The 13,890-nt window shown below is 66.5% G+C and carries 11 protein-coding genes; 5 read left to right on the top strand and 6 right to left on the bottom strand.

Features of this window, described 5'->3' with window-relative positions; all coding sequences use genetic code 11:
* Positions 1-57: 57 nt before the first annotated feature.
* The 6 genes from ACFSXZ_RS24110 to ACFSXZ_RS24135 all read right to left on the bottom strand — a co-directional run bounded on the left by ACFSXZ_RS24110 (position 58) and on the right by ACFSXZ_RS24135 (position 6,766).
* A complete protein-coding gene (locus ACFSXZ_RS24110; RefSeq protein WP_378267407.1) occupies positions 58-1,608 on the bottom strand; it encodes a tetratricopeptide repeat protein in 1,551 nt (516 codons plus the stop codon).
* A 129-nt stretch (positions 1,609-1,737) separates the two neighbouring features.
* Positions 1,738-2,058 carry a hypothetical protein gene (locus ACFSXZ_RS24115; RefSeq protein WP_378267408.1) on the bottom strand — a complete coding sequence of 107 codons (321 nt, stop codon included), beginning with the start codon at positions 2,056-2,058 and terminating at the stop codon, positions 1,738-1,740.
* A gap of 35 nt (positions 2,059-2,093) precedes the next feature.
* Entirely contained in the window at positions 2,094-2,348 is a 255-nt protein-coding gene (locus ACFSXZ_RS24120; protein ID WP_378267409.1) for a class I SAM-dependent methyltransferase, read from the bottom strand.
* 79 nt (positions 2,349-2,427) lie between these two features.
* Positions 2,428-4,077: a long-chain fatty acid--CoA ligase gene (locus ACFSXZ_RS24125; RefSeq protein ID WP_378267410.1), complete on the bottom strand. Its 1,650-nt coding sequence runs from the start codon at positions 4,075-4,077 to the stop codon at positions 2,428-2,430.
* A 105-nt stretch (positions 4,078-4,182) separates the two neighbouring features.
* Complete coding sequence (locus tag ACFSXZ_RS24130; protein WP_378267411.1) at positions 4,183-4,812, bottom strand: TetR/AcrR family transcriptional regulator; 630 nt, start codon at positions 4,810-4,812, stop codon at positions 4,183-4,185.
* A gap of 163 nt (positions 4,813-4,975) precedes the next feature.
* On the bottom strand, positions 4,976-6,766 hold the full coding sequence (locus tag ACFSXZ_RS24135; protein WP_378267412.1) for a helix-turn-helix domain-containing protein: 1,791 nt from the start codon (positions 6,764-6,766) through the stop codon (positions 4,976-4,978).
* 144 nt (positions 6,767-6,910) lie between these two features.
* Between ACFSXZ_RS24135 and ACFSXZ_RS24140 the strand changes: the two genes are divergently transcribed.
* The 5 genes from ACFSXZ_RS24140 (at position 6,911) to ACFSXZ_RS24160 (ending at position 13,883) form a co-directional block, all read left to right on the top strand.
* On the top strand, positions 6,911-8,302 hold the full coding sequence (locus ACFSXZ_RS24140; RefSeq protein WP_378267413.1) for an MFS transporter: 1,392 nt from the start codon (positions 6,911-6,913) through the stop codon (positions 8,300-8,302).
* Between the two features lie 276 nt (positions 8,303-8,578).
* Entirely contained in the window at positions 8,579-10,093 is a 1,515-nt protein-coding gene (locus tag ACFSXZ_RS24145; RefSeq protein WP_378267598.1) for a tannase/feruloyl esterase family alpha/beta hydrolase, read from the top strand.
* Positions 10,094-10,675: 582 nt separating this feature from the next.
* A complete protein-coding gene (locus ACFSXZ_RS24150) occupies positions 10,676-11,617 on the top strand; it encodes a glycosyltransferase family 2 protein (RefSeq protein ID WP_378267414.1) in 942 nt (313 codons plus the stop codon).
* On the top strand, positions 11,614-12,015 hold the full coding sequence (locus tag ACFSXZ_RS24155; protein ID WP_378267415.1) for a GtrA family protein: 402 nt from the start codon (positions 11,614-11,616) through the stop codon (positions 12,013-12,015). Before ACFSXZ_RS24150 ends, ACFSXZ_RS24155 begins: the two co-directional genes overlap by 4 nt.
* A 44-nt stretch (positions 12,016-12,059) precedes the next feature.
* Positions 12,060-13,883, top strand: coding sequence for a glycosyltransferase (locus ACFSXZ_RS24160; protein ID WP_378267416.1), 1,824 nt, complete (start codon positions 12,060-12,062; stop codon positions 13,881-13,883).
* Positions 13,884-13,890 lie beyond the last annotated feature (7 nt).

A 13,890-nucleotide genomic window follows, 5' to 3' on the forward strand; every position in this document is an offset into this window, starting at 1 on the left:
TGGCGACAGCCACACGACTGAACAATCCCTAAATCGAGCCAGTACCCTCCTGATGGTTCAGACCCGCGTTACCTGGCCCACTCCATCGGGACCGTCGAGGTCGACTCCGATGAAACGCGCCCATTTCCGCGCGCCGAGGTCTTCCTTGAGCGCTTGCATGTCGGGATCGGTCAGCAGCCATCGAGGATCGAGGTCGTTGAACGGATCGCGGACGATGGAGGCCAGTTGGCGCAGGGCGCGGTCGACGCAGTCACCGAAGCGGTCTCGGTGAATCGGACCATCACCAACGACGGACATTCCCGCGCAGAGAGCGTAGAAGCAGGCTCCGTTGTAGTGCGCGAGCCAGCCCACTCTCGGTGTCGCGAGATACCGGCCGACCTTGCGCCAGTTCCGCTCGAACTCGGCTGTGTCGGCCCGGCCCGTCGGCCATCCGGCGTCGCACTGCTCGGCCAGGTCGACGACCGCGCGCGCCACTTTCACCGCCCACAGGTAGTCGCGCCGCTTGGAGCGCCGGGAGAAAAGGCGGCCACGGGGAGCACGCCACGGACGAAGCCAGGATGACCAGTAGATCCGCTCGCCGAGGTTGGAACGGCCCGGACTCCAGGACTTGAGCCACCGTACGAACAGCACCCGCGGCCTGAGGGCGTCGCGTACGCCGTCGAGCATCCGCCTGGCCCGGTCGTAGTCGGCTCGTCCGGTGACCCGCGCGTTCGAGCACACCGCGGCACATCGGTAAGTCGCCTCTATGCTTTCGGGCCAGAGTTCCTGGATACGTCCGTAGATCTCCATCGCATCCGCGAAACGGCCCTCGCGTTCAAGGATGCTCGCCATGCGCAGCGCCAGAGTCACGTTCCCCAGCGATTGGCTGCTCGCGCGGTTGTAGCAGGCAAGAGCTTCGTTCGTCGCGCCCCGCGTCTCATTCGCCAGCCCTCTGCGGAACTCGGTGTATCCCCGTCGATCCGCCCATTGTTCCCAGCGGGGCGTGCGGTGGAGAACGTGGGCTTGCTGCTGGACCTGCTCCACGCAGAATCCGCCTATGTCGTTGACAAGATCGTCGAACGGCAGATCTTCGCCGGGTCCGGTCGCGAACGTGCGGGCGGCGATGACGGTGTCTCCGGGCCGGTGCACGATTTGGACGGAAACGCGGATCCCGCCGGTCATCGAAGGAAGTTCCATCAGGGAAATGTGATAGCCGGGCCGGGCGGGAGCGGTGAGCGCGTAGAGCGCGGCCACCCAGCCGTCGGAGGTCTTGGGCGCCTCGGCGGGGATCTCCGGCGTGGCCATGTTCGGCGTGCCGGGCGTTATGGTCCATCTGCCACGCACATCCTCGGCGATGTACGCGCGCAACATCGATACCACGGTCTGGAATACGTCCCTCCCGGTCCCGTCGGTGGGCGGGCCGGTCCGGCGCAGGCGGGCACCGCCGGAACGCCTGGTTTCCGGTCCGCCGGTACCGGTGCCGTGCACGACGAGGGGAACCGTGCCGCCGTGCCGAACCCGCCGCCAGATCGCGGTGCCCGCACGGGTCAGGAAAGCGGTGACAAGAAACACCAGAGCCACCGCGACAATCTGGGCGACGAAATCGACGAGGTCATGGAAGACGTTCACCTGGCTACCCCCGCAGGAACGGCTCTACCTCTGTTGGTAGTCGGGTAACGCCGAGACTCGTTGCACCTGCGATTCCGTCTTGACTGAATCGAAATGCGAGAAGACCGACGAGGTACCGGCCGCAGCGAATCACCGAGAACGACCGGCACGCGTGCTCGTGGTCGGCCCACCCGCGGTGACGGCTGTCACCAGCCAATTCTTCCTGCGGACACAGACGCCACCCGGCGTCTCGAACCGCTTCATACCTTTGCCGACTTCTGCTCGAAGGCGGGACAGCTCGGCGGGATCGAGACCGTTGAGGTTCACCCGGATCGGTCCGGTCGACAGCAGGAAATCGGTCGCGTCGGCAGCGTCGTCGCCCAGTCGTACTGACGCTTGGACGCTCCTGATGTGGGGGTCGTCGAAGCCGGAATGGCTGAGCACTTCCCGAAGACGCCGCGGGTCGGTCATCGAATCCATACCCTGTTGAGCCGGGGACTGCGCGGTCAGGAAAGGGCGTGGCCGGGCGAAGCCTTCCGTGCGGCAAGACGTGTGGTCTCGCCGGTCCCGCAGCCGACATCGAGCACTCGATCGCGCGCGTCGATCGCAGCCGCGTCGAACAACGCATCGTTGAAATCGCCACCCAGCATCGCGTTGTACCGCTCCGCGTGCCGGGCCCAATGGCCGGCTTCCCAGCCGTTCCACGCCGCCGACTGCTGATCATCGCCGGAGGCCGCCATTCCCTCATCACGTTCGGACACGAAGTGATTCTGGAGCCGAATCATCGCCCGCCGCAATTTTGGTCCGTGCTCGCGCCCCAAGCCTGGTCAGGCCATCGCGTCAACGAGGATCCTGCTCCGGCTGCGGTGGAGGCGGGTTCGCGGCCTGCTCGCGGTACCGGGCCCGCAGGGTCTGTTTGGCGAATTTCCCGGTGGCCGTCTTGGGGATTTCGTCGAGGAACACGACCTTTTCCGGAATCCACCAGGCGGCGACGTGCTTTCCGAGATGCCGTCGGATGTCTTCGGCGGTGGGATGCTGGTCGGGCTGGGACACGACGTAGGCGAGGGGACGTTCGCCCCAGTGCGGGTCCTCGATGCCGATGATCGCCGCTTCGGCCACGCGCGGGTCGGTCATGATCGCTTCCAGTTCGACCGTGGAAATCCATTCACCGCCGGATTTCACGAGATCCTTCGTGCGGTCGACGATGCGCACGTATCCGTATTGATCGATGGTGGCCACGTCTCCGGTCCGCAGCCATCCGTCGTCGGTGAACGCCTCCGGAGCGGGCCGGGCACCGAAGTATCCCGAGGCGATCGTCGCTCCCGCCGCCTGGAGTTCACCCGGTGTCGATCCGTCCCAAGGCAGTTCGCTGCCGTCCTCGTCGACGATCCGGAGTTCGGTCAAGGGAATCGCCGGCCCGGGGGTGGCGATCAGTTGCCGCTGCTGTTCCCGAGTCAGGTTGTCGTGCACGGTGGCCACGCGCGAAACGGTCACCACGGGACTGGTTTCGGTCATTCCCCACGCATTGGTCAGCGCCAGGCCCAGTCGTTGCCGGTACGCCTCGGACAACGCCTCGTCGACCGCGCCACCACCGGAGATGATCTGCCGCAGACTCGACAGGTCGTGCTTGTCCAGTTGGGGCAACAAACTGCGCCAGACCGTGGCGACCGCGCCGCTGAAAGTCACGCGGTGGCGCGCCATCTGGGCGGCGAGGGACTGTGGGCGCATCGCCGGTCCGGGTAGCACGAGGTCCGCACCACACAGCATGGCCGCATACGGCAGGCCCCACGCGTTGACGTGGAACATCGGCACGATCGGCATCACCACGTCGCGCTCGCCGAGTCCGAACGCGTCCACCGTCAGCAACAGCAAGGCGTGCAACACGACCGAACGGTGGCTGTAGAGCACGCCTTTCGGATTCCCGGTGGTCCCGGACGTGTAGCACAGTGCGGCGGCACGGTTCTCGTCCGGAACGGTGAAAGGCGCCGTCCGGGGCGATGCCTGGGCAAGCAACTGCTCGTAGTCCAGCACCCTCGGATCGTCCGGCAGCGGTGTCTGGTCGCCGTCGTCCATCACGACGATGTACCGGACCGTGGGAAAACCGTTCGCCAGCGGCCAGACGGTCGCCAGAATGGACCGGTCGACGAACAGGATGTCGTCCGCGGCGTCGTTGACGATGTAGCGGATCTGGTCGCCGAACAGGCGATGGTTGATCGTGTGCAGGACCCGGCCGGTGCAGGGCACCGCGAGATACAACTCGACGTGACGCCGGCTGTTCCAGGCGAACGTGCCCACGCGGGCGTCGGCGGGGACTCCGAGCCGATCGAGCACCTCGGCCAGGCCACGGGCGCGCCGGCACACCTCGCCCCAGTCGGTGATCGTTTCTCCGGTGGAATGGGCACTGATGACCCGCTTGTGCGCGAACATCCGCTCGACCCGGTGGAAGATCACCGGCAGCGACAACGGTCGATCCTGCATCAAACCCAGCATCGGTGACACCCTCGTCCCCATGGGTACAGACAACTTACTAAGCGCATAGTCACCAATGGGAAGAGCGTTGTCAACGGGCGGCACCGGAGGGGGCCGGCGCGGAACCTAGTGGTCTGCTTCGGCCCGAGGGCTTTCGGTCATGCGGATGGCCAGGTCGGCGTAGAACTCACCAAGCCAGGTGGGCGAGTCCGGCCCGCCCAGGCGATACCAGCGCACCAGGTCCACCCCGAGGGACAGAATCGCGCGAGCCACCCGGTTGATGTCCTGCTCGGTGAAGTGCCGCCGGTCGACCCGTCGCCGCACGGCCTCCCGGAAGACCGTGTTGATCTGGCCGCGCTGCTCGAGTACCCGCGCATAGTGCTCCGCGGTCAGGGGGGCGAGTTCGTACTGGCATACCCGGCCCACCGTGTGATGAGTGGCGTGCCAGGTCACGAACCGGGCCACCAGCCAGCGCAGATGCGCGTCGGCGTTCCCGGTGGGCGGCGCGGACCGCAGCTCGTCGAGCACGCGGGCGTGCGCGCTGCGCACCAGCTCGAACAACACCTCTTCCTTCGAGCTGAAATGCACGTACAGCGCTCCGGGCGTCAGCCCGACGGTCGTGGTGATGTCCCGGGTCGTCGTGCCGTGGAACCCCTTGTCCGCGAAGCACTGCACGGCCGAACTCAGCAGCGCCTTCGCCACGTCGGCCAGGTCGTCGTCCCACAGCCGCTCGGAGCCGTTCTCCGGTGGTGTCACCGCGGGAACACCACCACGCCGTGGGCCCCTCCTCACCACCATCGCGAGCCCTTCACCTGGGATGTCGATCGGGTCGACCTTACCCGTCGAACCGGATCCGGTGATGACGTAGTGGCGGTAGCCGGCCGTTGATAACTATCCGCTTAGTAAGCGATGTGGTAGGTCACGGTGAAGCGCTGGTGATCGCTCTGAGCTGGTGCAGCCGGAGTCCGAGTTGCAGTTCCAGGTCGTTCTCGTGGCGCCAGTCGGGGCCGAGGACGTTGCCGGCCCGGTCGAGTCGCTTGAGCAGGGTGTTCACGTGGATGTGCAGTGCCCGGGCGGTCGCCGCGACGTTGGCGCGGTGGACATAGTAGGCAGCGAGCGTGTCGACGAGATTGGTACCGCGCCGCTGGTCGTGGTCGAGCAGCGGGCCGATGGATCCGGAGATGAAACGGTCGAGCTCGCGGACCCGTTCGGCGTCGAAGATCATGGCGTAGAGGGCGTATCGACCCGTTGTCGCGCCCAGATCGGTGTGCCCGATCGCTCGCATCACCGCGCCACAGCGACTGGCCAGCGAGAAGGCGCGTGCCCAGTCGTGATTGACCGCCCGCTCCCCGACGACGACAACGGGACCGCCCAGCGTGCGGCGCAGTCGCTGGTGGACCTCCTCGACGGTCTGGTCGTCGTCGGCACTGTGGAGGATCATCGTGGCCTTGCTCAGATGTTCCCCGGCCAGTCCGGAGCATTCCCTGGCGATGTCGTGCAGGTGGCGCGAGAGATCGGTCGACGACAACGTGGGCGAGTCCGCGACGACGACCAGATCCAGGCGGTCGACGTCGATGTTGCGGGCTTGGGCGCGAGCGCGCTGGGCCGGGCTGATCCCGGGACTACCGACCATGAGCTCGGTCAGGAGCTCCCCGCTCAGCCGCTCGCTGGCCTCGGCGACGGCCTGCTCCTTGAGTATGAGCAGCCCCATGATGTGAGAGGCCCGCTCAAGGGTTCGCAGGTCCATGTCGTCCGGGGCGCCGTGGTCGGTGACCGCGTCCCGGCTCCACGTCAACGCGCCGAGGTAACTGTCGCCCGCCTGGATCGAAGCCACGCTGTGGGCGACTCCGGCGTCGTCGACCGTGGTGACGCAGCGGCCCGAGCGCTGCGCTTTCTCGACGGCATCGGTCAGGTCCACTTCGGACGGAGGCGGGCAGGAAGCCGAGTTCCGGCGAACGAGAGTGGCGCCGGCCCGGTCGAGGAGCGCGGCGCTCCCGCCCAGCTGATCGGCGAGAAGCTGCGCGACATCGCCGGGTGTCCCGCCCTTCAGCACGAGACCGGTCAGGGCTTCGTGGATCGCTTGCGCTCGCTCCATGACCGCCATGTGTTCCTCGATCTTCCGGTACGCGGTCTGCAGCTCCTGCAGGGCGGTCCGGCTCGCCTCGTAGAGACGGGCATTGTCGAGGGCGACCGCGGCATGGTCGGCGAACGCGCTCAGCAGCGCGATCTCGTCGGCCTGGAAGGATCGTTCGGAGCGGTCCGCGACGAACAGGGCGCCCACCGCTTCCCCCCGGATGACCAGCGGCACCCCGAGAAGCGCGACGAGTGCTTCGGTGGCGACCACGCGGTCGAAGTTCGGATCGTGCTCGATGAGGGTCGCGTCGCTGTAGTTGCTGACCCAGTGCGGGCTTCGGGTGGCAAGCACCTTGCCACCGAGCCCGACATCGGCCGGTATCCCCGCCGCGAGGAAAGTAGCGGAGATCGTCCCCTCCGATGCCCTGGCCGACAGCCTGCCGTCCGAGCCGACCAGGGAGAGGTAGGTGAAGTCAGTACCAATCAGGTCGTGGGCGTGGCGGACGATCGACTGCAGTACCTCGTCGAGCGCGCCCAGCGCGGTCAGCGACTTGGCCGTCGCGTACAACGACGCCAGTTCGCGTTGCCGGCGCACGAGCGAGCCCGACTCCGCCCTGTCACCGGAGTCGCTGGCCACAGTGCCATCCCTCCTCGGCATCGGGTGGGAGAAAGACCCACCGAACCGACCCCAGGTGTGGGTGATGCACACCTCATCCACAGAGTAAAACCGCCATACCATAACCGCCACCCCCTGCCTGTGCTACCAACGAAGGCGGCCCATATGGCATCGACCCCGCTCGCCCAACCCGATGGACAGTCCCGTTACCTCGGCACCGGCTTGTCCGCGACCGGACGCCGGGCCTTCCGCAAGCTGATGGCCGTAGGGCTCATCGGAAGCTCGATCGAGTGGTATGACTTCTTCCTCTACGGCACCGCGGCCGCGCTCGTCTTCCCCAAGGTGTTCTTCCCGCACGCCTCGGCCCTGACGGGAACACTCCTGGCGTTCAGCACATTCTGGGCGGGCTTCGTGGCCCGTCCGATCGGCGGGATGCTCGCGGGGCACCTCGGGGACAAGTACGGACGCAAGCCGGTCGTCGTCACGTGCCTGGCGCTCATGGGGGCCGCGACCTTCCTGATCGGCTGCCTTCCGAGTGCGTCAGCGGTGGGACCGGTGGCCCCGATACTGCTTGTCACGTTGCGCTTCGTCCAGGGGATCGCGGCAGGCGGGCAGTGGGGCGGCATCGTGCTCCTGCTCACCGAGTCCGCGGGCCCCAAGCGGCGTGGCTTCGCCGGAACCTTCGGCCAGACCAGCGTCCCCATCGCCGTGATCATCTCGAACTTGATCTTCGTGGCCGCCAGCGGCCTGATGCCGAACGACGCGTTCCTCACCTGGGGCTGGCGGATCCCCTTCCTGTTCAGCGTCGTGATGTTCTCGGTGGTCCTCTACATCCAGACCAAAGTGGAGGACACGCCCGAGTTCCGTGAGTTGCAGCAGGAGGTTTCGCAGTCCGACAGCGCGGTGACCCGGGCCCCGCTGGCACAGGTCATCCGAAGCAAGTGGGGAACCATTCTTCTCGGCTGTGGGCTCCTCTCGGCCACCAACAGCCTTTTCTACGTCAGCATCTCCGGGCTTTTGAGCTACGGCACCACCTCTCTCGGACTGAAGCGCAACCCCCTGCTCGCGGTCGTGCTGATCAGTTCGGTGGCGATGCTCGCGGTCATCCCGTGGTCCGGTCATATTTCGGACAAGATAGGGCGCAGGCCGCTGATCCTGATCGGTGGTCTGGGTGTCGCCGTCTGGGCCTTCCCCTACTTCTCGCTCGTCGACAGCAGGTCACTGCCTCTCATTCTCGTCGCGGTGACGGTGGGTTTCGTCTTCCAGTGCCTTACCTACGGCCCGATCGCGAGCTTTCTCGGTGAACTCTTCGCGCCCAATGTCCGCTATTCGGGCGCATCGCTGGCTTACCAGCTTTCCGCGATCATCGTCAGTGGTGGCACGCCGTTCCTCATGACAGCGCTCATCGCGAAGGCCGGGAGCACGATTCCGGTCGCCGCCTACATCATGCTGATGGGTCTGATCACCTTCGCCAGCGCGTGGTTCCTGCCCGAGACCAACACGACTGAGGTCCGCAACGAACCGCAGGCCGTACCGGGCACACACCTCTACCGCTGAGGCCGGATCTCACACCTGACCCGATGACCGTTCACGCCGTACGCCTGCGCGAGCAATCCGCGCCGGCGCGGTGAAGGCATTCCGGAAACACCAAGGCCAGGACGACGGCGAGGAGAAGCTGGCGTGTGGAAAAGAAACGCAAGGGACGCAAGGACTCGCCGATTCGCGGTGGTGGCGAGCATGATTCTGCTGGGAGGTGCGTCCCTGTTCCTCGGGGCCGCTCCCGCCACCGCGGTGACCGCGACGACGGTGCCGGGGTGCGCCGGACTGGATGACATGCGGATCCCGGCATCGGTCATGAGCCTGCCGACGACGGGCGGCCAGGTCGAGTCGACCTCGGTGATGACCAGCGTCGTCAGTGGCGAGGTGGTCACCTACTGCCAGGTCGACGCCGACATCTTTCCCGTCGATCCGTCCGCACCCGATATCAGGATGCGCGTCGACCTGCCTTACGACTGGAATCGTAAGGCGATGATGCTCGGTGGCGGCGGCTACGACGGCACAATTCCCGACCTGACCGTGAATGTGCCGTTCGGTCCCACGGACGAGCCGGTGCCGTTGGCCCGTGGGTACGCGATGTTCGCCAGCGACTCCGGCCACGTACAGAGTCCGGCAAGGCCTCCGTCACTGGACGGTTCGTTCGGTGCGAACGACGAGGCGCTGAACAACTTCGCCGCCGGTGACGCGCTCAAGAAAACGCACGACGCGAGTCTTTTCCTCATCCGGCACGCCTATCGGACGAAGCCTGTCGAGACCTATTTCGTGGGAGGCTCGACCGGTGGCCGTGAAGCTCTCGTCGTCGCCCAACGGTGGCCGGACGCGTTCGACGGCGTCATTTCCGCTTATCCGGCCTGGAACAACCTCAGTGAGGTCCTCGACCTGGGGTACCTGACTCAGATCCTGTCACGCCCCGGCGCTTTCCCCGGACCCGACAAGCAGGCACTCCTCTACAACTCTGTCATGAACGCGTGTGACGGTCTGGATGGCGTCAAGGACAACGTCATCTCGAATCCGAACGCCTGTCATTTCGATCCTCACGTCCTTCGTTGCCCCCTTGGCGCCGACCTCGGCTCGCTCTGCCTGTCGGATCCTCAGATCGACGCCGTGATCGCGATGTCCTCGCCGTTCCGGTGGCCCTACCGGATCGCCAGTGGCGAAACCCAATACCCGGGCTTCCCGTTCCTTTCGGGCGCGGACATGAGGACTCCGTTCCTCGGGTTCGGCACGACTGCTCCCGCCAATCCCATGCCGGTCACCAGCGGCTACGGAATGCAGTACTGGGATCAATGGGTCAAGTACTTCCTGACCCGGGACCCTTCCTACAACTCCTTGGACGTGGATCCGCGGAACCCCGGAGAGTGGCTCGACCGAATCAGCTACCTGTCCACGATCGGGGATCGCAACGACGCGAATCTCGGCCCGTTCGCCCGCGCGGGCGGGAAGCTGCTCCTGCTCCACGGCGCCGCGGACGAACTGGTCTCTTCCCGCTCGACGAGCGACTACTACCAGCGAGTGCGTGATGTGCTGGGTCCCCAGGCGACCAACATGTTCATGCGGTACTACCTGGTGCCCGGGGCGAACCACGCGAACTTCGGCTCGCCGGCGTTCGCCGCCAGCTGGGATTCGCTCTCCGCCCTCGAACGCTGGGTCGAAAAGGGGCAACCGCCCACGAATCCGACCGTGGCCGAGGCGAATCACGACCGCACTCGTCCACTCTGCGAATATCCGTACTGGCCAAGGTATCGCGCCGGCGATCCGGACAGCGCGTCGAGCTTCGTCTGCACGCGCTGACGTCGCGAATCGTCGCCGGGGCTCCGTCCCGGCGACGGTTCGCGTCACCCGGCCGAACCGAGCGTGGTGCGCTGAGCGGTGGAGCGAGTTCCGGGGCGTAGAGGGCGATGATCCCGCCGACTTCGGCGGGGAGGTCGTGCTCGGACCCGGTCGTGGGGAATCCCGGCCAAGTCGAGCGCCCGGGCGTGCGCGCCACCATCGGTATCGGGCAGGAACCCCAGTCGCCGACCCGAACCGGCTCGTCGGGACGGATGTGGCCCTGCGCGACAGCGCGGGCGTAGGCGGGTCGCGGCGGCGGGAATGAGCACCATCGCGCCCAGCAAACGGCGCGTGCCTCTCCGGAGCACGGTTTCCCTCTCGCCGACGCCTTCGTTCCCTACCATCTTCTTGCAAGTGTGAGCCATCGTCACCTATGCCCGGACTGGGCCGAGCGCGTCCCGGAAGCGTGACGGGGGCAGCGCACTATGAGCAGTCGGGGCGTTGTTGGGTGACGAAGGGAAACCTGATGACCGTCGCTGACCGAACGCGAGTCCGGCGCACCGTCGTCGGGGCGGGAATCGCGTTGCCACGGGGAAGAAATCCATGGGATTAGCGATCGTCGTTCCCTGCCTCAACGAGGAACCGTCACTGAGACGTCTCGCCGGGCGTCTCCGCCGCACACTGCGCGAGATCACCGAGGACTTCGAGGTCGTCCTGGTCGACGACGGCAGCACCGACGGCACGCTGACGGTGATGAGAGAGTTGGCCGCGGACGATCCCCGGTTCCGTTACGTCGCGCTCAGCCGCAATTTCGGCAAGGAAGCCGCCATGCTCGCGGGGCTGCGCCACGCCGAGGCCGACGTGGTCGGCATCATGGACGCCGACCTGCAGAATCCGCCCGAACTGCTGGCGCAGATGGTGAAACTGCTCGACGACGGTTACGACCAGGTCGTCGCGCGCCGGGACGGAAAGGGCATGTCGTGGCCGCGAGCCCTGGTGACCCGCGCGTTCTACCGCGTGGCGAATCGGATGGTGGACGTCGAACTGCGGGACGGGATCGGCGATTTCCGGATCCTGAGCGCCAAAGCGGTCGAGGCGCTGCTCTCGCTCGAGGAGATCAACCGTTTCTCGAAGGGGCTGTTCTCCTGGATCGGCTTCGACACCGCCGTCATCGACTACCACAACGTGTGGCGCGAGGACGGCCGGAGTAAATGGAGTTTCGGCAAGCTCGTCGACTACGCGGTCGATGGCGTGGTCTCGTTCAACAACAAGCCGTTGCGCCTCGCGATCTACCTGGGTGCGCTGTTCACCCTGCTTGCCTTCGGGTACGCCGGATGGGTGCTGGCCGACGCCGTGGTGAACGGCAACGCGGTACCGGGCTATGTCACCCTCATGTGCGGCGTAGCGGTTTTCGGTGGAATACAGCTGGTCATTCTCGGCGTGATCGGCGAATACCTCGGCCGCATCTATCTGGAGACGAAGCGTCGGCCGCATTTCGTGGTCAAGGAGAACGGCCCGCCACGATCGTCCGGAGCGCTGCCGTGAAAGGCGCTCGTGTGCTGAGGTTCGGCGTGGTCGGACTGGTCAACACCGGTGTCTACTACGTGTTGTATCTGCTGTTCCTGCGCGTGGCACCATATCTGGCCGCCCACCTTGCCGCCGTGCTGCTCAGCATGGTCGGCTCGTACTTCCTGAACTGCTTCTTCACCTTTCGCACGGCCCCCACGCTGGGGAAGTTCCTGCTGTTCCCGTTGTCCAACGCGACCAACTTCGTGGTGACCTCGATCGCCCTGTACCTGTTCGTCGGGATTGCGCACCTCAACAAGGTCGTGTCGCCGCTGCTGGCAGCCGTGGTCTCGGTGCCGATCACGTTCGTGGTCGCTCGCGCCATTCTGGTGGGCCGGACGAGAGCGGCCATCGAAATGCCGGAAAAGCCGGGATGAGGGACATGCCGGTCCCGAAGACCCCTGAGCGAGGGAAAACGCCCATGCACCCGAGCGAATCGCCATCGCGGACTCGGCCGGTCCAGCGCACCCTGTTCGCGCCACCGTGCGAACTGGGACCGGAGAAACTGTATTACTCGGTCGAAGGCGCGGTCATCGCCGAGCGTGGACGGATCGTGCTGCGACCGCATACCAGGGCGACGACGAACACGTACTTCGGCCGGTTCCCCGCCAGCTACTGGCAGCGCTGGACCGGAATGGAAAGGGTCCTCGTCCGGGCCGACGTGGCGGGCGAGGGCAAACTGCTGCTGAAGGCCTCCGAACGGACAGGGAAGAGCCGTACGGTCGACAGCGTCAGGGTGTCACCTGACATGCCCGAGACCACCCGCGTCGAACTCGGTGCCGATCTCAACAGATTCGCCGACGGCGGGGCCCTCTGGCTGGAAGCCGTCACCGGAGCGGGATCGCTGGCCGTGGCGGACGTTCGCTGGCACGTCCACGGCGTTCCGCGGCGGGACCACGGTGTCGCCGCGGTGATCTGCACCTACAACCGCGCCGACGACTGCCTGGTCACGCTGCGCGCGCTCGCCACGGATCCGGAGTGCGTGACCGCCCTCGACGCGGTCTACGTCATCGACCAGGGGACCGACACGGTCGCTTCGCGAGAAGGCTTCGCCGAGGTCACCGAGGCGCTGAGCGGCAAGCTGCGCTATCTGCGGCAACCGAACCTCGGCGGTGCGGGCGGTTTCACCAGGGGGCTGTGCGAAGCGTCCCAAAAGGACGGTCGTCCGACGCATGTGGTGCTGATGGACGACGACATCGTGCTCGAACCCGACACGGTGCTGCGCCTCGTCGAGTTCGCCAACCGCACGTCGGCCCCGGTGATCGTCGGTGGCCAGATGCTGAAGCTGCTGCAGCCCGGTCACCTGCACGTCGCGGCGGAAGGGGTCGAGTGGGACCGGCTCCGCGCGGGTATGCCGGTGCCCGGCTCGGCACAGGGCGCGGACGTGACCGAGTGGCGGCAGGAGGTCCGGCTGGACGCCGAGTACAACGCATGGTGGACATGCCTGATCCCGCCCGAGGTCGTGGCCGACATCGGTTACCCGCTGCCGTTGTTCTTCCAGTGGGACGACATCGAATACGGGTTGCGTGCCAAGGCGTCCGGCTATCCGACGGTGACTTTGCCCGGCGCCGGAGTGTGGCACGCCGACTTCGAGTGGAAGGACTGGGACGACTGGCCGCGCTATTTCAGCCTGCGCAATTCGCTGATCGTCGGCGCGCTGCACAGCGAGTTCGATGTGCGGCGTACGGCGGGGTGGTTGTGCACCGAGCTGTTTCACTACCTGGTCTCCATGCGTTACGGCCTCGCGGCCACGCTGATCATGGCGGTGGAGGACTTCCTGGCCGGGCCGGGGCTGCTGGCCGACGGAGGCGTGGAAGGCATGGCCCGGGTGCGCAAGCTGCGAGCCGAGTACCCGGAGACGGAAATGCACCCGGCGCATGACGTGAACCCGCTCGGGGTCGCCATACCGGCCCCGGACCCGTCGATGCCGTCGCTGGTTCTGCTGAAGCGGCTCGCCTGGCAGGTGGTGGGGAAGTCACTCGGTTCGGCGGCTATCCGGGCGGGTGACGAGCACTGGTGGCACGTCTCGCTGTTCCAGCACGCGGTGGTGACCGACCCGTCGCAGGCCGGCGTCAAGATCCGCCGGCGTGATCCGGTCGTCCTGCGCGGTCTGGCCGTGCGCGGGATTCGCACGCTGGGCCGCCTGCTCCGCAACGGCCACCGCGTCCGGCGGGACTATCGCGCCGCCCTGCCGCACCTGAGCGGGGCGGACAACTGGGCGCGGCTGTTCGGCGCCGCCGACTGACCCCGAT

Origin of the sequence: Amycolatopsis pigmentata, from assembly GCF_042684065.1 — a bacterium.
GTDB lineage: Bacteria > Actinomycetota > Actinomycetes > Mycobacteriales > Pseudonocardiaceae > Amycolatopsis_E > Amycolatopsis_E pigmentata.